This window comes from Paenibacillus wuxiensis (genome assembly GCF_040195695.1).
Classification (GTDB): domain Bacteria; phylum Bacillota; class Bacilli; order Paenibacillales; family Paenibacillaceae; genus Paenibacillus_B; species Paenibacillus_B suaedae.
The window spans coordinates 33,011-51,877 of sequence record NZ_JBEFZI010000020.1 but is presented as its reverse complement, the minus strand read 5'-3'; the positions used below and the strand labels follow the sequence as shown (position 1 = coordinate 51,877).

Genomic DNA, 18,867 nt, shown 5'->3' with positions numbered 1-18,867 from the left:
ACCTACTCAAAAATATTCCAAGTTTTCTCGTTCTCTGTCTGAAAAATAACAAAAAGCCCACCCGAATAAATCATCTTATTCGGACGGACTGCTATTCATGTCACCACTTACTGTGATGAAAAGGCTGCATCTGCAATTGACGCGCCGTATTTCTCTCGGAGCGCTTTTCTCCATTGTACTAATGGAGGAGATTTCTCCAGCGCGATTTCTTTGCGAATACGCTCACGCATCTCATCATGTTGTTCAGGCCTTACTTCCTTCTTGCCAGTAAGCTGGATAATCGCATATCCATCCTTAATCTTAACCGGCTTCGAAGTATCGCCTACTTCCATCAAGGACACCTGGTTCAGTTCCGCGTGATCGATGAATGGATCATCCTCATCAATCCACCCTATTCTCCCACCCTGCTGTGAAGAGAAGGAGTCAAGAGAGAACTCACCTGCAAGGAAACCGAAAGATTCTCCTTGCTTAATGCGGCCAATAATTGCTTCCGCGTCAGCGACGTTCGATACTGTGATATGTGCTATTTGATAGGAGTTGATTGGCTCGTATTCACCCTTATGTTCACGCATGTACTCGTCAATATCAGCATCACCGATATCAATGCCGTACGTTGCGATTTTTTCCAATAGGAGTTGATTGCGCATGTCTTGGCTTAATTGTTCCGGACTCATTCCTAGTTGTTCTTTCATCGCTTGGTAATAAGCCTCTTCACTTTCATAACCCTTCATCTGACGCTTAATCTCTCGGGTGACTTCTTCAGAAGTCACCTCAACCCCGAGCGACTTCGCTTCCTGCTCAGCCGCTCGGTTCGTCAGCATCTGCTCCAGTACTAACCCACCGTACTGCTGCTCCAATTCTCTGTTCCACTCTGCACGCGTAATCTTATGCGACCCAACTGACGCAACGACTGATGAGGAATCGGATGAAGCAGGCTCGGGGGGCCCGACCGGAACATCGAGCCGTGAAATAAGTATGCCTGCAAGCACGATCACACAGGCAAACAATACAATAATACAGCCCCATAAGCTCTTGACTTCTCTCGTCATATCGCTTGCTTCCCTTACCTCATATTTCCTTGTAGCACGCCTGTGCTTACACTTACTTTACGATTGCGTCTTCTTCGTCACTGCCGCAGCAGCCAGCTTCTCAAGATCATCACGGTTGAAGGCATACGCCTCGTTGCAGAAATGGCATACAACTTCAGCTTTATGATCCTCATTTATAATCGCTCGCAGCTCTTCCTGTCCCAAGCTAATAAGCGTGCTTTCCACGCGTTCTCTTGAGCATTGGCATTGGAACACAAGCGACATCCGATCCATGATATGGACATCCTTCACGATCCATGTTACCAGCTCATCAAGCTCCATGCCCTGATCAAGCAAGGCTGTTACCGGAGGCAATGTGCTTAACGATTGCTCAATCTCCGTTATTTCCTCATCAGACAAGCCTGGCAGCAATTGAATAATAAATCCACCTGCATGTAGTACAGAATTGTCAGTGTCTACGAGTACGCCAAGCCCAACTGCGGATGGCGTCTGCTCCGACGTTGCAAAGTAATACGTAAAGTCCTCACCCAGTTCTCCCGAAATAATCGGAGAGCTTCCGCGGTAAGGTTCCTTTAAGCCTAGATCCTTCGTAATGTGAATGAAGCCGCTGCGGCCTACTGCTCCCGCAACATCCAGCTTGCCCTCGGCGTTGCTCGCCAAATGAACTTGGGGATGTGTCACATAGCCGCGAATCTCTCCACGCGCGTTGGCATCCGCAACGACCTGACCAATAGGGCCATCACCCTTCACTTGTACCGTAAGCTTCTCTTCGCCCTTCAGCATCGCACCCATCATTGCAGCAGCCGTTACTGTACGCCCTAATGCAGCTGTTGCTGTTGGGTATGTACCGTGGCGACGTTGCAGCTCATTAACCAAGTTAGTCGTGCGCGCAGCAAAAATCCGTACCTTTCCACCTAATCCAGTCCCACGGATAAGCATATCCTGCACGGTATCTTGAGTGATGTTCTGTTGTTGCTTGCTCTCTTCCATGAGTGCCTCCTGTTGCCTTACATATTTTAAAAACGAATGACAGTTTACAACGATTTTCTCTATATTATTGGTTACGATTGTAAATGAGACGCAGCCCCTCAAGGGTCAGCAGTGGATTCGTCGTATCAATTGTACGCGATTCGCTTGCAATGAGCTCCGCCAAGCCACCGGTTGCAACGACCTTAGGTTGTGCGCCTAGTTCTTGGCTTATGCGATCCACGATCCCATCAACTTGTCCAGCGTATCCGAATATGATGCCTGCCTGCATGGAATGAACCGTATTGCGGCCAATAACGGACTTCGGCTTCGTCAGTTCAATACGAGGGAGCTTCGCTGCACGCTGATAGAGCGCCTCAGTAGAGATGCCAATCCCCGGAACGATTGCCCCGCCCAAGTAATTGCCTTGCACATCAATCACATCAAAAGTTGTCGCTGTACCGAAATCGACAACTACAAGCGGCATCTCACCACCGTATTGGTCGATGGCAGCAACTGCGTTCACGATGCGGTCTGCACCAACCTCACGCGGGTTTTCATATCGGATATTCAACCCTGTCTTCACGCCTGGCCCTACGATAAGCGGCGTCTTGTACAAGTATGTCTCACACAAGAGTTCCATCGTAGACATAATCGGTGGAACGACAGATGAGATAATAACTCCATCGATATCCTTAACCGAAAGCCCTGCCAGTGAGAATAAGTTGTGGATCATGACACCATATTCATCCGCTGTCGCTTGACGATTCGTGGACAGCCTCCAAAAATGCTGCAGCGTCTCCTGTTGATATACACCTAGAACAATATTTGTATTTCCTACATCGATAACGAGAATCACAGTTCTATCCCTCTTTCTTCGCATTCAAGTCAAGATTGATGTCGACCGTTATAACCATGGAAACGCTTATACGGAATTGACATCGACACCGATCAACGCTTCGCCGCGAACGGTAGAGCGTGAACTCGCCCGTTGCTTCAATCTTGATGTATTCTTTACGCTCCTAGCAGGTCAGAAGAACACCTGCATGACGCATCATCAACGGTGGCAACGTTGTACGATGACAGGTTATAGTATCGCTCGTACCAACAGAAATTCCATCATTCCATCAGGCACGAGCTCCCACACCCAAGTGAAAAATCTATCATGCAGTACGGCACGAAAACCGTGATAATGATCTGCACGTATGGTCTCCCGCTTGTTGTAGTCATTAACACTTAATTTACACAACGCCTATGGCTGTGTCAATTCACAATCGAGACTGCGCCAATATTTCAATAGCCATAAAAAAAGAGTGCACGCTATGGTGCACTCTTTACAATCGCCAAATCGGCGAATGAGGGCTATTCTATTGGTTCTTGTTCTTGTTGTCATCCGGATTGCCTGTGGCTTCTGTATTCGTCTCGGACTGCTCGGAAGGAGCATCCGGACGTTCAACTGCCTGTGGCTCATTGCTGCGGAAGTCCTCTGGTGAGGTTCCGTTCGGAATGTCGCCTTCCGGCTTAGCATCAGCTGGGGAATCCCACTGCGTAGGGCCAAGCTTCTCTGGCTTGCCAACAAGGTTCACCTTCACATCGCCAGTAGTCTCAATAATTGGCGTACTGGAGGATGTGCCGCCTGTCACCGGTGTACCGGCAGACTCATCTCCATCCGACTTCTTATCGGAGATGTGGCCATTCTCGATCAATTGCTTGATTTGATCAAGTTCGAGTGTCTCCAACTCAAGCAATGTATTGGCGATGAGGTTCATTTCGCGAGTATGCTTCGTCAGCAATGTCTTCGCACGCTCGTAGCACTCGTTCATGATACGCTGCATCTCCTGATCGATTTCGTAAGCAATCGCATCAGAGTAGTTTTGTTCATGACCAAGGTCACGACCGAGGAATACTTCTCCTTGACGGTTGCCGAACTGCATTGGGCCGAGCTTCTCGCTCATGCCGTACTCCATAATCATGCTGCGCACAATTCGTGTTGCTTGCTGGAAGTCACTATAAGCGCCTGTGCCGATTTCGCCGATGAACAATTCCTCAGCAACCCGACCACCAAGCAAACCTGTAACTCTGTCCAGAAGCTCTTGCTTTGTTGTAAGCATACGATCTTCCTTCGGCAGCATGATGACGTATCCGCCAGCACGTCCGCGAGGAATAATCGTAACCTTGTGCACCATATCTGCATGTTCCAAGAAGTATCCGATAATGGTATGACCGGCTTCATGGAACGCGACAATACGTTTTTCTCGATCGCTGATCATGCGGCTGCGCTTCTCTGTACCTACGATAACGCGGTCGATTGCTTCGTCCACATCTGTCATCGTAATGTCTTTATGGTTTTTGCGCGCTGCAAGCAATGCTGCTTCGTTCAGCAAGTTCTCCAAGTCGGCACCAGTAAATCCAGTTGTACGCTTGGCAATTGTATTCAGCTTCACGTCCTTGTTCAGCGGCTTGTTGCGCGCGTGAACCTTCAATACAGCTTCCCGGCCCTTCAAGTCAGGGCGATCCACTGTGATTTGACGGTCGAAACGACCTGGACGGAGCAATGCTGGATCGAGAATATCCGGTCGGTTCGTTGCTGCGACAATGATGATTCCTTCATTGGCGCCGAAACCGTCCATCTCGACGAGCAATTGGTTAAGCGTCTGCTCCCGCTCGTCATGACCGCCGCCAAGACCGGCGCCGCGCTGACGACCAACAGCATCGATTTCATCAATAAAGATAATACAAGGAGCATTTTTCTTCGCATTTTCGAACAGGTCACGCACACGGGATGCACCGACACCGACGAACATTTCAACGAAGTCAGAACCAGAAATGCTGAAGAAAGGAACTCCTGCTTCGCCTGCAACAGCACGTGCAAGCAATGTCTTACCTGTACCTGGAGGACCGTTCAGAAGAACGCCCTTCGGTATGCGTGCGCCGAGTGCTGCGAACTTGCGCGGATCCTTAAGGAATTCGACGACCTCGACCAATTCCTGCTTCTCTTCATCCGCCCCTGCGACATCCTCGAAGGTAACACGCTTCTTCTCTTCATTATACAAGCGAGCACGGCTCTTGCCGAAATTCATGACCTTGCCGCCGCCACCCTGAGCTTGATTAAAGAAGACGAAGAACAGGATGAACATGATCACAAATGGAATGAAGGAAGTCAGAACCGTCAGCCATAGGCTTTGCTCCTCCATCTTCTTCCACGTAAGCTTGAGGGATTGCTGTGCCGTATCGGCCTTCATAATCTCCTCAATAGCTGGTGAGCTATCTGGAATATACGTTACGAACTGCTGAGATTTCTGTCCATCTGGAATTTTCTTATATTTACCGATGACCAAATATGCCCGACCTTCATATTGAATCGTCATTTCGTCTATATTGTTGGCCGCTAACTCTTTGCGAAACTGGTCATATCTCGGGGTTTCCGTGGCTTCTCCGCCGTTGCCAATGAATTGGACAATGCCGACCACGACTAGAAAAAGAATCAGATAAAAACCAGAGTTCTTAAAAAAGCGATTCATCCCCAACCTCCTCTCAAAGACACGAAATTATTGTATCATAGCACGTATTGCCATCACAACTTGACCATCTAAGCGATGAGAATGAATGATTCTACACCTCGTCGGAATAAATCTCACGCTTCAATACGCCAATGTATGGAAGGTTGCGATACTTCTCAGCAAAATCAAGTCCGTACCCAACGATGAACTCATCCGGCAGAACGAAGCCTTTGTAGTCTGCTTCCATATTAGTGGTGCGACGCGCTGGCTTATCGAACAGAGTAACTACACGGATCGAGTTCGCCTTGCGGCCCTGAAGCACCTCAATTAAGTAACTGAGGGTCAGCCCTGTATCAATAATGTCCTCCACAATGAGAACGTCGCGTCCTTCAACCGATACATCCAAATCCTTCATAATGCGCACAACGCCCGAAGACTTCGTCGATGCGCCATAGCTGGATACCGCCATGAAGTCCAATTCCAACGGTACTGTAACATTCTTGACCAAATCGGCCATAAAAATGAACGCGCCCTTGAGCACGCAAATAACGAGCGGACATTTACCAGCGTAATCGCGGCTAATCTGTTCACCCAATTCCTGTACTTTTGCTTGAAGCTGTTCCTCGCTAAATACTACTTTCTCAATGTCGTTATGCAATGATGGGCCCTCCTATTGTGAATACTCAATCTTATGTGAACGTTAATCGTTCCATGCGGCAAGCCAATGACCGGCTATGTGTTCGTTACCTCATGGATGGACAGATCGCTCATGGGCTCCGCCCTCCAGTGCAAAATGAACGACTGCTTGTGTCGAAGGCTGCACATATGCCGCATTAGAACGCCGCACTCCAGGTATCCACACAATGTGTCCGTTCGCGTCCGCAACAAGAGGAATCGTGTCACGCAATGACGGCGCGATTTTCAAGTCAACGAACATATCTTGCACTTTTTTGCTGCCATTTAGTCCTTGCACCCGCATCCGATCTCCTGGCTGCCGAGTACGAACAACAAGCGGCCAACACAGCTCTTCAGCATCGAATGAAGCTTCCCAAGCCTGTCCGTGATGATGTTGACCCGCTGAAAAGCCCTCGCTCCTTCCGGCATCGCTGCCAGCCTTCACTTCTGCCGTAGTCGTCCACCGCAGTGTGCTGTTGTTATTCGGTAATGACAATTGCCCCATTGCATCGGTTCTATGTATCGTAAAGCCAGTCTTGCAGTCTGCACCTTCTGTAGAATCATGGTGTATCCGAAGCCATAGCAAACGCTCATATTCACGCGCAAATACAATGTCTTGAGCAACATCCACCCTCCACGTAGTCGAACACTCGCCTGCTGCCCTCACTCTTGCTGAGTCAACGGCTTCAAAATCAATCTGATCCGAACCTCGTGTAAGATAATTTAATATTAGTTTAATCAACCTGCGTTGTAAAGCAACATGTAATCCTAGAAAGGTGTTCCGATCAAGAATATATCCCGCCTGCACATGCGGAATAAATAATGCGGCATTGCTGTCACCAGACCTACCATCGTTTACCGCCTTTACGTAACGTTGAAACAACCTGCGGGTCTCCGCTTCCATATAATCATCTTCATCACGCAGTGAGTCCGCCATCCTGCAGAGCGCTTCAACAAGTCTCGGATTCTCCTCCTCAAGCTGAGGGATAATATCCAGTCGCATCCGATTGCGAAAATAACTGCGCTTGGTGTTGCTGCTGTCGTTCACATATGGAATGTCCCGCACTGAGCACCAATGGAGCACTTCCATCTTACGCAGCATTAGCAATGGCCGAACAAAGAGCAGCCCTTCTTCTTCGCGGCTCCACGCCATTCCAGCTAGCCCTGTGCTGCCTGATCCTCTTATTAAGCGCATAAGTACGGTCTCGGCTTGGTCATCCGCATGATGAGCAAGCGCAACATGAGTAGCTCCATATTGACTGGCAGTACGGATGAGGAACTCATAACGAAGCAGCCTTGCTGCCGCCTGAGGATTAAGTCCTTCCCGCTTCGCTAAACCAGGAGCATCAACCCGAATCATCTCAAATGGAAGCCCCAATCTTGCCGCTTCCTGCTCGACGAATCTGGCCTCTTCATCTGATTCTTGCCCGCGAAATCCATGATGAACATGGGCAACAATGAGCCTGCCCGGCTTGCAGTCACTTCGTTCGTTCAATGCAGCCAATGCATGTAGAAGCAGCATCGAATCCGGACCGCCTGATACAGCTACTACCATTACAGCACCTGCACCCCAGAGACCTCTCTTACACCAATCGGCTTCCAATCGCTCTATCCATTTGTCCCAAGCATTGAATTGCTCACCGTCCGCTGATTGTCCTGCTGTCATTATTCATCCCCGATTCCCGGCATTCATTCAAGCACCTGCATGCTTCCGCAATAAAGCTCCACGCACGTGCAGGTTCATTTCCCATCTTGCTATGTATGAAGCATACCAAATCGATGAAGCACGTTCAAAATCTGCGTGCTACCAATCGAGCCCGTGAAGCCTGCACTGCATCCATCGGAAGTCGATTGAGTTCACCCGCTGCCATTCTGAAATATCTTCTTAATAAGTATGTATGTATAACTACGTTGTTCCTACGGATAAGATGCATATGATTGTTACCAATATACCACAATTTAGGCTATAAAATTAATAGGGGATTCCTGTCCACCATGCGATACTAATTGCAAACAAAATAACAGATACAGCAAAAAACCACTTCATCCATAGCGGAGTTGGCCGATATGGCCGCATCCCCGATCGATGCAAGCGGCGACTTAATTCATCCCACATCCGGCATGCTTCTTCCGAATTTGCAAATGTCCCCTTTAACGCATGGACTAGCCATGACTCATAATGCCGCAGAACAGGATGAGTATGAACAAGCTCCAGTACTTCCTTTACTTCCCGCGTTTGGGGCAATGCTCGCTTCATGCGCTCACGGAACTCCTTTCCCCCGAGCACTTGAATCGTCAATATGGCAAATGAGAACAGATCATATCCATCATCTGCTGTACGCGAGCCTGCATGCCAATACCCCCGATCATACATTTCAGTGAATTGCTTTACGCTCTTCCCTCTGCTCGTTAATCCTCCATAATCAACAAGCTCAACCTCTCCGCCATTACCTACAATGACATTTTCCGCCTTAAGATCGCCGAATACCCATCCATGCCGATGTACATTATGCAGCTTCGCCAGCAGTTTGCTCCCCACTATACCGTACCACCTGGGGCCCTTCTTCCGGATGTAAGCTTTAATACTTTCACCTGGAACATAGCGCATTACATAAAAGGATATACGCTCCCCATTCATATCTGCATCATCTACATCAACAAGGAAGGGACGATTGTCTTGGTGAGCTGATATTCGGGAGGACGTTCGCCGCTGCTTCTCCAGACTGCCAAGGGCATTCACTTCCGATTGGAGATCAACGGCGTTGGCGCTTATTTTCAACGCAAAGGGGCCTATCGCTCCCCCACGTCCATCATTAGGGGCCGACAGCAGCGTCACCAGATAGACTACCCCATTGGCGCCACTTCCAAGAAGACGCTCAATCCGATAGGCACGGTGATTCCATACCCCATGCAGCACCATGCCTGCCCGCAACTGGTGGTGGGAGTCTCCCTTTTGGGATTTTTGGGATGCTCTATTGAGTTGTCGCCTTTCCTTAAACGATGTAGTCACTCCATACCCCGTCCATTTCCATTCTTTCATGATGATTAATAGGCACCACTTCTGCTTCCTTGTTCACAGTACGAGGTGCCGCACGATAATAATCTATGACTTGCAGCAAAGCCGGGCCAGTCGGTGTTGTCCCACGCATATTCAGTCGCTGGAACAACTTCTTCGCACGCGTGATTTCATCCGTCCACTCCAAGTCCTGTACTGCTTCCTCTCCCCCATATGGGCCAGGAAAATGAAATACACACAGCTCACTCTTGCCGCTTCGAGCTTGCAGGCTAAGCATTAAATCTCGTATCGCTTCCTCGACTGCAGCCAGCTTCGGCTTCATGCTTGCACTAGCATCAATAAGCAGCGCCACCTTGAGCGCTGACTGTTCCGTCATTTCGTCCATGACACGAACCACTTCAGAACGCTTCTCCAGTGGAAGTGCTTGCACGCCATCAGTTGCAGCATCACCCAGAATTAGCTTCAATTCCTTATTCACAGCCTGCTGTATCGTCTGCACTACTGTCTTACGTGTCATCATCTGAATCGTCTGTGACAGCTCATGCGATTGCACGATGCGGCTTACACCACCGCCTGCACTAGCAATCTCCTCAATCTCGCAAGCACCCAATTGTCCAATTGTACCATAATCAACAATGCCGACTACATTGACCGTTATTCCGTTCTCCCTTGCCTCCGCGGCGGCAATGGCGGGCTGAATGCCTACATTGGAGCATCCATCCGTAATGAGAAGAATTTGCTTCATCATCCTTCATTCATCTCCCTATGGTCACTATGAATCTAGTTCTAGTGTGCCCCATAATAGGAGAGTTTAACCATAGTGTGAGTCCTCCCTCTCGGGAGAAGTCTGAGAAGCAAATGAGGAATAATCGTTCATTGTCTGTTCATGGATAATCAACTGACAGGCATCGGCCGTTCGATTCGATCACCCCCACTCCAGTGCAAAGTCGCCCATTGTGGTCGATGTCTCGTTACACGCGTCACAACAATGGTCATATCATCATCAATACGTCCGCCCGAATGCCGGATGACAGTCTCTAGCAGGAGATCAGCAATTTCCTGCGGGTCGTCCGTCTCGAGCTCCTGGATGAGCCGCTTCATCCATAATTCCTTATTAACGGCCGACCCAGGCGCATCAAATACCCCGTCTGTCATCATTACCACGATATCACCCGGTGATAGAGAGGCGTCAACCAGTTCAATTTCAATATCCTGTAATATACCTATCGGCAAATTGTTCGAGGAAACTAAATGAACCTCTTCGCCTCGCTTAATGAAGCTTGGCGTTGAACCACTCTTAATCAACATCGTCTTGGCAGAGAATAAATCAATAATTGCTAAATCTAGTGTAGCGTACACTTCATCAGGAGATCGAAGGGTCAGCACCGAATTGACGGACTTGATCGCCAACTGCTCCTCAATTCCTGCCTGTAGCAGCTGAGCAAGCAAGTGAAGTGCCGTGCTGCTCTCCAAACGCGCCCTCTCTCCATTCCCCATTCCGTCACTTAAGGCAACAGCGAACTTGCCGCTGCCCAGCTCGAGCGCACTAAAGCTATCTCCCGACAGCATTCCACCTCCCTTGGCAGTACCCGCCATCCCTGTATCAACCTCGAAGGCCTTCGCGGTTACGAAGGAGACAACCCCCTGCCCTTCCGATCTGGTAATGGATTCGTCCCGTACGGCAATATGCTCGCCCAATATATCTGACAGCAGCGGGGCAATCAGCTTGCGGCATTCATCATATCCTTCCGTGAAGGAATGCACCATTTCAATCTCCACACGCCCAGGATCCAGTGACATGATATCTACACGGTGAACCGACAATCCTAGATCTTCTACGGCCTGACGGATCTGTTCCTCCTGCATGAACAGTTCTCTGCCCTCGCGCTGAATTTCCTTCGCTAAGTCGTCCATGACCTGCGAAACCCCTGATAATTGCTCAGCTACAAACTGGCGACTGTCCTGCAGCTGCCTGCGCCAATGTTCCTCATGCATGTGCCGAATATGCTGATCTCGCAGCACCGTAAGCATCTGATGCGCCCGCAGGCAATGTGTCTTCCAAGAGTGAGGGAGCGGCTTGTCCTTCCATGCGAACTCCGGGTTCCCCTCCACCTTCACGAGCATTTGCTTCATCATCGTCATCGTCTGGATCGACTTGCGGCCCCAACATGCCTGCCTTCGCGGACATGCCCCGCATGTAACTACGGATGCAGCCTCAATAACTCCATCCGATTTCTCTTCCTCACCTGCCTGCGCAGGTGCATCACCAGCCGTCGTAGGTGCGGCCTGCTTGAAGCTGTGTGACAGCTGATCGAATACCTTGGAGAACTGCTGTACACGCTCTGCCGTCATGTCGCGCATGCGCTTCGCATATTCATGCTGTGAATTCGTATGCTCACTCGTCCCTGGGACATACTTAGCCAATGTGCGGCATATGGATTTGGGAGTAAGCAGAAATAGGGCGGCTGCGGCTATCGTCTCCCATGTCGATACCATGACCTGCTCAGGAGGACCAATATAGACCGATAAGATTGCCGTACCTAGCAGCATACCGAAGGCAACTGCCCAGCGCTTCCCTTCCCGCAGCAGTCCTGCAAGCAGACCAGAGAAGGCTAGTACGCTCATTTGCGATAATGAGCTCGGCTCTGCAAGACCAAGGATTAGTCCTAGCACAACGCCTACTGATGCGCCTAACGGCGCTCCGCCAACTAGGGCAAACAGAAGAACGAAATAGCGTGATAAAATATGATCCAGCTGCATGCCCTGTACACTCCAGCCGACAGCACCTGTCATCATAGAAGCAAGCAGAATCATTAGGCAAATCATTTCATCCACACGAAGCGTATAATTGCGTTTACTCATCGTTAGTACGGGCAGGGCTTGAACAAATACGAGCGTTAAGACGAAGCCAAGCGCCGCATCTGTAACATCCATTGCTAGGGCATACCAAGTAAAAGAGTGTGATAGAAAAGTGACAAACAGCTTCACAATAAGACTCGCTGTAAACACCATCAATGGTGCGATGTTCATATCCGAACGTCTATCATAAGCCTTCCAGCAGCGATACATGAGAACAATGAGCAGCAGCTGCATCCCCATCATTAGCGTAATTTGCTCTGGAGCGAACAAACTTCCGGCTAGTAATGCAGTTCCCACCCACGTAGCCAGCTCCCGGCGTGAAAAATATACAACCGCAAAAAAGGCAGCCGCAAACGGGAATAATTCATTCAAGATCATGGCACGACCAAGAAGGAAGCCGATCAGGACGAACATAATCGTCCATTTGCGCGTACCTAGCATACGTTGGAATCCGTCCAGACGCCATTTGCTAGGCGCATTCATCCATCCGGTTCCTTCTTCCTTGATATCCTGCCAGCCTCTTTTTGGAAATGGAATGATCTTTGTCTTACTCATCATTTGGCACCACCTATTCTATGAATTGTGTGCCTCTCATTATAGAAAAGGTGATAGAAATAGTTTGTCATAAAAAGGAAAGGGGCCAAAAAAACTTTCCGACAAGCGTCGCGAGCGCTTCCCAGTGCGGAATATGTGCGGCGTATCAGGGGTTTGACCGATTTCCATTTAAGCAGCTTTGAAGAGAAGATGTCATATTTTTGTCGTTCATCCGCTAGGGTCGACGGTCATTTGACAATAAAGCATACGGAAAGGCGTAAGAACCTGTCGTACAGGCAGGCCGACACGACAAAAAAAGTTTTTCCAGCAATTGTGCGGCAAGGAAACGACGATCCCGTCAGATCATGGCGTCCGGATGTCTACATGTTTTGCTTATCTGCACACGCAAAAAACCGCAAAGACCGGTTGCCCGGCTTGCGGCTTTAATTACGTTGTCGTCATGGACGATTACATGCGGCGTGCTCCACGGCCTCCACGCTTGGATTCCGTATTCTTCTTCAAAGAAGAAATGCGTTCTTCACTATCCTTAAGGAAGCGCGACATCTTATCCTCAAAAGAAGCGAAACTAGGCGACTTGCGTCCCCCTCGATCCCGGTTCCCGTGTCCATACCTGCTATTGCCCCCGTCTCTTCCTGGAGGACGGTCCGGACGAGGTCCTCTTGGAGGTCTCTGTTCCGTTACAGGTTTATCGACTGCTTGCTTAATAGACAAGCCGATCTTGCCGTCCTTGTCGACGTTAATAACTTTGACCGTGACTGTATCGTCAATCTTCAAATGGTCATTCACGTCCTTGACATAGTTATCGGCAATTTCAGAGATGTGAACCAGTCCCGTGACACCTCCCGACAGATCAACGAACGCTCCAAAATGCGTAATCCCTGTCACCTTGCCTTCTAACTTGGTGCCCACTTCAATTGTCATAGAATAAAATGTTCCTCCCTTAAAATGTTAAACGGAACATTGCTCAAAAGCAAAAAAGCAATGCTTATGTCGTGATTATACTGTAATGGCGCAACATTGGTCAACCGACGGTTGTCCTGATTTTACGCTCTATTCGTCGTGTTTGCGGATGAGGAGTTCGTCCGGAAGCACCATACCTCGGCTTCGCGCCAATTGCAGTATGTATTCCGTTGTATTGAGCCGATCGACCTCTTGACGCAGATCGTTGCGAACCTGTTCGACTTCGCCCTTCTCCTTCTCACGCGCCTTCAAATCTGAGCGAAGCTCTTCCATCGTGTTCAATTGACTGAAGTACGTATACGTGCCCCACCCTATAAACAACGCCATGAAGATCAGCCACATGCGCAATCTGCGCTTGGCTCCCGCTATTTTGTTATCTTGGTTGCGGCTTGGAGTATGTCTTCGGGATTTAGACACCGACATACGTGCACCCCCTTGTATCAGTAGCTCACGATACACCTTACCCGCTAACGCTTGCGTCTAAACAGGTCAAGGAACCGCCTCATCTGGAAACGTACACCAATGAGCCACGCGGAAATGCGCTTGCCGGCTGATATCACCCCTTGCCATATGCCCTTGCACCGTTCCGTCATTCTGAATCGGTTCCATAGCGGCATGACAAGCGGCTTGAACAACCATGCGATGAGCAGCCAGAGCGGTCGTAAACATTGTAGCACAATTTTGAGGAGGAACATAGCAGACGATATGAAAAATAATGTAAGTGCTTTTATTCCTGCCCATATCCCTTTGAACGGCAGTACAATAAGCACATACACACACCGCATTGCGAAGTGCCATATGGCCTTTATGGCGGCAACTACCCATTTCACAATCATAACGGTTATTCTGCTAAGAAAGACAGCATACAGCCATGCGCCTGCTGCTAGACCAAGCAGCACATAAAATCTTAATTCTCCCTGATTGCCCTTCACGAGCATTTGGAACACGAATAGCGTCGCTGCCAGCCAATAGAGTAGATCAAATACAGGCAGCGTCCACCGTGGAAACTTGAATTGGCCTGCGACGACACGGTAGCTGTCGAACACCAGACCAAGCGCAAGTCCGCTCATCATCATGAGCATCACGGTCATCCATTGAGTGTGGAGGTTCACTTGAATAACTTACCGAAAAAGCCCTTCGACTTGTCCTGCGCATTCGCATCCAAATAGGTCAGGGAGTTGACCGTACCTTCGATGGCAACCAAGCCTTGTTCCAGGCTCAAATTTTTAATATGCAAATTGTGGCCGCGTATCGTCAAGAAGCCGCATTCTGTATCAAGCAGGAACTCCTCACTGTCGAAGCTCTCTACCTTGCTCACTCCGCTAATCTCGAGGAGCTTGCGGTTCATCATCTTCACTTCTTGGCGCTTGGCCGCTGGCTTATTGAAATCAACCATGGCATGTACCCCTCCTTCTCAACACTAGCTTATGAAGGAGATTGAAGATTAGAACTGCAACTATAGCAAGGAGAGAGGATTATACTATGAACGTATACTCTCTCTCTTCGCTTGCTCTATTTATTGTGATTGCTCAGTCGTTGCCAGCATCTTATACCTTAGCGGTTGTCTACCTTCTCTGGATACATATCATGGTTCATCAATCGATGAGCAGCCATCTCTTCATATTTCGTTCCCGGCTGGCCATAGTTGCAGTACGGGTCAATCGAGATGCCGCCACGCGGGGTAAATTTGCCCCATACCTCGATATATCTCGGATCAAGCAGTTTAATCAGATCATTCATAATGATGTTCACGCAATCCTCATGGAAGTCGCCATGGTTGCGGAAACTGAACAAATACAGCTTGAGTGACTTGCTCTCCACACATTTCACACCCGGGATATAGCTGATGTAAATGGTCGCAAAGTCTGGCTGTCCCGTAATCGGACATAGACTTGTAAATTCCGGACAATTGAATTTGACGAAATAATCCCGGTTAGGATGTTTGTTGTCGAATGACTCCAAAATGTCTGGTGCATAGTCTGACGGGTACTCCGTCTTTAATCCAAGCTGCTTCAAATGCAATTCTGCTTCATTTCTTCCTGCCATCGTCATTGAATCTCCTTCGGTATCATTTTCGTAGGATAACCTGTAATCCTGCATGAGTTGTACGAGCCATACTTGTATCTAGAACTCCATTCCACCTGTGTAGGTAGAGATAGTCATCGCGCTAGACGCCACGCTTGTTGCCCCACACCAATGTGTGCAGCTGAGGCAGCACGCGTATCTGGTTCAAGCGCGGTTCTGAAGCAACCTTATCTATCAACCATTCATATTGTCGAAGCAGCTTCTGTACCAACTCCTGGTCATCTCCGCTATGGATATCCTCATTCCCCGTCTGCATGACGAATGGAATCCCAGGGTAGCGTTCATGAATTTCTATCGCATACTGCATGTCATCTTCATTGAACACAACGACCTTCAGGCATAGTCCCTTGCGTGCAGACCGATTCCATAGCTTGCCTACGATCTCATCCAAGCGTGTGAAGTTCGTACCCATCTCAGAGCTTGGCGGCTTCGGAGACAGCGTGACATCATCAATATCCAAGAGCCAGTCCTGCCAGCGTGATCCCTGTGTCTCTACAGCCGTGCGAACCCCGCGTTCCCCGAGACGTTGAACCAACTCGCCCATACCTTCCAGCAAGGCTGGGTTGCCGCCAGAGATCGTAACATGCCCATAGCGCCCCTTTGCCAGATGATCCAGCTCTTCAATAACATCATCTGCCGTCAACTGACGGATGTCATCTTTGGCAGAACCATCCCATGTGAAGGCAGAATCGCACCAAGAGCAGCGGTAATCACAGCCGGCTGTACGGACGAACATCGTCTTCTGGCCGACTAGAAGCCCTTCTCCCTGCACAGTAGGGCCAAATATTTCGAGAACAGGAATCGTCATTGCTCCATCCACTCCCGTCGTGCTTCTGCATAGCTGGTCGGAGTCTCATAGAGCCGAACAAATTCTACTCTTCCCCCTTCGCATCGCTCTGCGTAAGGTTCAGTTTGCAATGCAACTTGCATTTGTTCATACAACCACACGACCATGTTCTCTGCCGTTGTATTCATCGGTGGAAGTGTTTCATTCAAGTAACGATGATCGAGATAAGGCTCGATTCTATCCTTCCAAATCTCCTTTATATCTCCAAAATCGAGCGCCAGCCCGATTTCATTTACAAATCCGCTTAACCCAAAAACAACCTTGTACGTATGCCCATGAAGGTTTTTACATTTGCCTTCATAAGCATGTAAATGGTGGGCAGCATCGAAGGTAAACTCTTTGCTCACAAGTACCCGATGACGGTGATAACGCAGCGAATCCTGTGAAATGTCGGCTCCCAGCACTTGCAGCTTATCGACGATACGGAATGGCCCAGGAGTACTCATCGGCTTGCCCCCTCTCCTTGCTTACGTTCCATCAGGTAACGTTCAAGTCCTGCCTTGCGCAGCTTGCAGGACGGGCATTCTCCGCATCCATCTCCCGGAAGTCCGTTGTAGCAAGTTACCGTCTCGGTACGAACGAATTCAAAGGCACCGAGTTCGTCAGCGAGACGCCACGTATCTGCCTTATCCAGCCACATCAGCGGGGTATGCAGTACAAATCCATAATCCATCGCCAGATTCAGCGTAACATTGAGTGATTTGACGAATACGTCGCGGCAGTCTGGATAACCACTGAAGTCCGTCTCACATACACCTGTAACAATATGACGTGCTCCAATCTGCTTCGCATAGACAGCGGCGAAGGAAAAGAACAATAAGTTCCGTCCTTCCACAAAGGTGCTCGGAATTTCGCCTTCTTCCTGTTCAATTGCGATGTCGTCTCGCGTCAACGCATTGGGAGCCAGTTGATTGAGCAAGGACATATCGAGGATCCGGTGCGGTACACCCAACTTGCCGGCAATCGCCTTCGCATGCTCTAGCTCTGACTTATGGCGTTGTCCATAGTCAAAGGTGATCGTCTCGACTTCCTCAAATCGCTGCAGTGCCCAAAAAAGACAGGTTGTGCTGTCTTGCCCGCCACTAAAGACGACGACAGCCTTGCCTTGCTTCCGTCCCGCATGTGCTTGGCTACGGGAATCTGCATTCCAAGCCGCTTCGCCAGCTGAGGAAACGTGGTCGTTGCTTACTTGTTCATTTACTTGCTTCATGTATTCTTCATCCTTTCCTGTCCCCTCACAGCCCTATAGAAGGGTCTCCTAAGACAGAAGGCCTGTGCTTGCTCAGGTTGGCTGTTCGTTGGCTTTAGCCGATATACAGCTCCTGTAAGCACAAAAAAAAGACAGCACTAAGGAAAGATAGCCCTGTAGGATGCTGTCAGCCTTAGTTTTTTATAGAGGGAGATTGCGAACCTCTCCCGTGCTGTAGCACGGAATGTTATGATGTTGAATCCCGCCTCAGTGGGATTACTTATTCCATTATAGCGCGTATGACCTCCACATGATAGCACCATGACCGAATACCCATAATGCTCTATATCAAGGAGAGACCTATATACAGCTGCTCAACACCACTGAATGTTTCCTCGCAAATCAAAAAGAAGCGGTTCCGTCTTCTCAGACGGATAACCGCTTCCTTGCTCGTTGGAATATGCATTTCTATCGCAATGGACTGGCTGTTACCAGTTCAATCCGTTGTCTCTTGGAATTGCTTCTTCCTTCAGCAGCGTATACATGCCCGCCGCCTCTTCCTTCTTCGTCGTCTCTTGGAGACGCTCTACCCGGACGGTGACGAGCTTCTGCCCGAATTGTACCGTAATCTCGTCGCCGACCTTCACTGTCGTGCTCGGCTTCGCTTCACGGCCATTCAGTTCAACACGCCCCTGCTCGGACACATCCTTCGCGACAGTACGCCGCTTGATGAGCCGCGATACTTTCAGGAACTTGTCTAGACGCATTATTTTACAGCTTCTTTAAGCTTGTTGCCCGCTTTGAATGCAGGAACTGTAGATTCAGGAATCTCGATTGTGTTACCTGTTTGCGGGTTGCGACCTGTACGGCCAGCGCGCTTGCGTGTTTCGAATGTGCCGAAGCCGATCAATTGAACTTTGTCGCCACTAGCCAAAGCGTCAGTTACTTCACCAAAGAAGCCGTTCAGTACGGATTCAACGTCCTTCTTAGTCAAACCGCTTTTTGTGGAAATGTTGTTGATCAAATCTGTTTTGTTCATGTGTATTGTCCTCCCAATTCCTCTTTTTCATAGTTGAAATGAATAATGGTCTACAGGCGCTTGCCCGAGCCTTGGAATGTTGATGCTTGTATGTATTCTTGCTTCATCACCAAATTCCTTCCCGGGT

At 49.2% G+C, this 18,867-nt stretch carries 19 protein-coding genes and 1 riboswitch; all 19 genes read right to left on the bottom strand.

Going from position 1 to position 18,867, the window contains the following annotated elements:
• Positions 1–107 precede the first annotated feature (107 nt).
• Positions 108–1,049 carry a SurA N-terminal domain-containing protein gene (locus tag ABN764_RS28950; RefSeq protein WP_174809802.1) on the bottom strand — a complete coding sequence of 314 codons (942 nt, stop codon included), beginning with the start codon at positions 1,047–1,049 and terminating at the stop codon, positions 108–110.
• A gap of 57 nt (positions 1,050–1,106) precedes the next feature.
• Positions 1,107–2,039: an Hsp33 family molecular chaperone HslO gene (gene hslO, locus ABN764_RS28945; RefSeq protein WP_072732113.1), complete on the bottom strand. Its 933-nt coding sequence runs from the start codon at positions 2,037–2,039 to the stop codon at positions 1,107–1,109.
• Positions 2,040–2,103: 64 nt separating this feature from the next.
• The gene (locus tag ABN764_RS28940) at positions 2,104–2,874 is read right to left on the bottom strand and encodes a type III pantothenate kinase (RefSeq protein WP_021255197.1); all 771 of its coding nucleotides are present in this window, start codon (positions 2,872–2,874) and stop codon (positions 2,104–2,106) included.
• 508 nt (positions 2,875–3,382) lie between these two features.
• A complete protein-coding gene (gene ftsH, locus ABN764_RS28935) occupies positions 3,383–5,536 on the bottom strand; it encodes an ATP-dependent zinc metalloprotease FtsH (RefSeq protein ID WP_072732114.1) in 2,154 nt (717 codons plus the stop codon).
• Positions 5,537–5,627: 91 nt separating this feature from the next.
• A complete protein-coding gene (hpt, locus tag ABN764_RS28930; protein WP_021255195.1) occupies positions 5,628–6,173 on the bottom strand; it encodes a hypoxanthine phosphoribosyltransferase in 546 nt (181 codons plus the stop codon).
• 90 nt (positions 6,174–6,263) lie between these two features.
• Positions 6,264–7,856: a tRNA lysidine(34) synthetase TilS gene (gene tilS, locus ABN764_RS28925; protein WP_268627249.1), complete on the bottom strand. Its 1,593-nt coding sequence runs from the start codon at positions 7,854–7,856 to the stop codon at positions 6,264–6,266.
• 306 nt (positions 7,857–8,162) lie between these two features.
• Positions 8,163–9,230 carry a protein kinase domain-containing protein gene (locus ABN764_RS28920; RefSeq protein ID WP_446673805.1) on the bottom strand — a complete coding sequence of 356 codons (1,068 nt, stop codon included), beginning with the start codon at positions 9,228–9,230 and terminating at the stop codon, positions 8,163–8,165.
• Positions 9,184–9,951 (bottom strand): vWA domain-containing protein, encoded by a 768-nt coding sequence (locus tag ABN764_RS28915; RefSeq protein ID WP_028532538.1) that lies wholly within the window; start codon positions 9,949–9,951, stop codon positions 9,184–9,186. Before ABN764_RS28915 ends, ABN764_RS28920 begins: the two co-directional genes overlap by 47 nt.
• 149 nt (positions 9,952–10,100) lie before the next feature.
• A complete protein-coding gene (spoIIE, locus tag ABN764_RS28910) occupies positions 10,101–12,620 on the bottom strand; it encodes a stage II sporulation protein E (RefSeq protein ID WP_446673810.1) in 2,520 nt (839 codons plus the stop codon).
• Positions 12,621–13,067: 447 nt separating this feature from the next.
• The gene (locus ABN764_RS28905) at positions 13,068–13,541 is read right to left on the bottom strand and encodes a S1 domain-containing RNA-binding protein (RefSeq protein ID WP_021255190.1); all 474 of its coding nucleotides are present in this window, start codon (positions 13,539–13,541) and stop codon (positions 13,068–13,070) included.
• A gap of 129 nt (positions 13,542–13,670) precedes the next feature.
• Complete coding sequence (locus ABN764_RS28900) at positions 13,671–14,003, bottom strand: FtsB family cell division protein (protein ID WP_021255189.1); 333 nt, start codon at positions 14,001–14,003, stop codon at positions 13,671–13,673.
• A 44-nt stretch (positions 14,004–14,047) separates the two neighbouring features.
• Positions 14,048–14,692, bottom strand: a complete 645-nt coding sequence (yabQ, locus tag ABN764_RS28895; RefSeq protein ID WP_446673804.1) for a spore cortex biosynthesis protein YabQ — start codon at positions 14,690–14,692, stop codon at positions 14,048–14,050.
• The gene (gene yabP, locus ABN764_RS28890) at positions 14,689–14,976 is read right to left on the bottom strand and encodes a sporulation protein YabP (RefSeq protein WP_021255187.1); all 288 of its coding nucleotides are present in this window, start codon (positions 14,974–14,976) and stop codon (positions 14,689–14,691) included. Before yabP ends, yabQ begins: the two co-directional genes overlap by 4 nt.
• Before the next feature lie 158 nt (positions 14,977–15,134).
• Positions 15,135–15,626 carry a preQ(1) synthase gene (queF, locus tag ABN764_RS28885; RefSeq protein ID WP_028532541.1) on the bottom strand — a complete coding sequence of 164 codons (492 nt, stop codon included), beginning with the start codon at positions 15,624–15,626 and terminating at the stop codon, positions 15,135–15,137.
• Positions 15,627–15,747: 121 nt separating this feature from the next.
• On the bottom strand, positions 15,748–16,473 hold the full coding sequence (gene queE, locus ABN764_RS28880) for a 7-carboxy-7-deazaguanine synthase QueE (protein ID WP_446673803.1): 726 nt from the start codon (positions 16,471–16,473) through the stop codon (positions 15,748–15,750).
• On the bottom strand, positions 16,470–16,958 hold the full coding sequence (gene queD, locus ABN764_RS28875) for a 6-carboxytetrahydropterin synthase QueD (RefSeq protein ID WP_174809751.1): 489 nt from the start codon (positions 16,956–16,958) through the stop codon (positions 16,470–16,472). The genes queE and queD overlap by 4 nt, the downstream gene beginning before the upstream one ends.
• On the bottom strand, positions 16,955–17,722 hold the full coding sequence (gene queC / locus ABN764_RS28870; RefSeq protein WP_174809752.1) for a 7-cyano-7-deazaguanine synthase QueC: 768 nt from the start codon (positions 17,720–17,722) through the stop codon (positions 16,955–16,957). The genes queD and queC overlap by 4 nt, the downstream gene beginning before the upstream one ends.
• A gap of 166 nt (positions 17,723–17,888) precedes the next feature.
• Positions 17,889–17,932: riboswitch (PreQ1 riboswitch) on the bottom strand.
• Positions 17,933–18,189: 257 nt separating this feature from the next.
• Complete coding sequence (locus ABN764_RS28865; protein WP_005545548.1) at positions 18,190–18,468, bottom strand: RNA-binding S4 domain-containing protein; 279 nt, start codon at positions 18,466–18,468, stop codon at positions 18,190–18,192.
• Entirely contained in the window at positions 18,468–18,740 is a 273-nt protein-coding gene (locus ABN764_RS28860; RefSeq protein ID WP_021255231.1) for an HU family DNA-binding protein, read from the bottom strand. Before ABN764_RS28860 ends, ABN764_RS28865 begins: the two co-directional genes overlap by 1 nt.
• Positions 18,741–18,867 lie beyond the last annotated feature (127 nt).

What these genes read in the sequence shown, in the direction of transcription:
- ABN764_RS28950 (WP_174809802.1), bottom strand. Translation starts at nt 1,049, where the DNA reads ATGACGAGAGAAGTCAAGAGCTTATGGGGCTGTATTATTGTATTGTTT.
- hslO (WP_072732113.1), bottom strand. Translation starts at nt 2,039, where the DNA reads ATGGAAGAGAGCAAGCAACAACAGAACATCACTCAAGATACCGTGCAG.
- ftsH (WP_072732114.1), bottom strand. Translation starts at nt 5,536, where the DNA reads ATGAATCGCTTTTTTAAGAACTCTGGTTTTTATCTGATTCTTTTTCTA.
- tilS (WP_268627249.1), bottom strand. Translation starts at nt 7,856, where the DNA reads ATGACAGCAGGACAATCAGCGGACGGTGAGCAATTCAATGCTTGGGAC.
- ABN764_RS28920 (WP_446673805.1), bottom strand. Translation starts at nt 9,230, where the DNA reads ATGAAAGAATGGAAATGGACGGGGTATGGAGTGACTACATCGTTTAAG.
- ABN764_RS28915 (WP_028532538.1), bottom strand. Translation starts at nt 9,951, where the DNA reads ATGAAGCAAATTCTTCTCATTACGGATGGATGCTCCAATGTAGGCATT.
- spoIIE (WP_446673810.1), bottom strand. Translation starts at nt 12,620, where the DNA reads ATGAGTAAGACAAAGATCATTCCATTTCCAAAAAGAGGCTGGCAGGAT.
- ABN764_RS28905 (WP_021255190.1), bottom strand. Translation starts at nt 13,541, where the DNA reads ATGACAATTGAAGTGGGCACCAAGTTAGAAGGCAAGGTGACAGGGATT.
- ABN764_RS28900 (WP_021255189.1), bottom strand. Translation starts at nt 14,003, where the DNA reads ATGTCGGTGTCTAAATCCCGAAGACATACTCCAAGCCGCAACCAAGAT.
- yabP (WP_021255187.1), bottom strand. Translation starts at nt 14,976, where the DNA reads ATGGTTGATTTCAATAAGCCAGCGGCCAAGCGCCAAGAAGTGAAGATG.
- queF (WP_028532541.1), bottom strand. Translation starts at nt 15,626, where the DNA reads ATGGCAGGAAGAAATGAAGCAGAATTGCATTTGAAGCAGCTTGGATTA.
- queE (WP_446673803.1), bottom strand. Translation starts at nt 16,473, where the DNA reads ATGACGATTCCTGTTCTCGAAATATTTGGCCCTACTGTGCAGGGAGAA.
- queD (WP_174809751.1), bottom strand. Translation starts at nt 16,958, where the DNA reads ATGAGTACTCCTGGGCCATTCCGTATCGTCGATAAGCTGCAAGTGCTG.
- queC (WP_174809752.1), bottom strand. Translation starts at nt 17,722, where the DNA reads ATGAAGCAAGTAAATGAACAAGTAAGCAACGACCACGTTTCCTCAGCT.
- ABN764_RS28865 (WP_005545548.1), bottom strand. Translation starts at nt 18,468, where the DNA reads ATGCGTCTAGACAAGTTCCTGAAAGTATCGCGGCTCATCAAGCGGCGT.
- ABN764_RS28860 (WP_021255231.1), bottom strand. Translation starts at nt 18,740, where the DNA reads ATGAACAAAACAGATTTGATCAACAACATTTCCACAAAAAGCGGTTTG.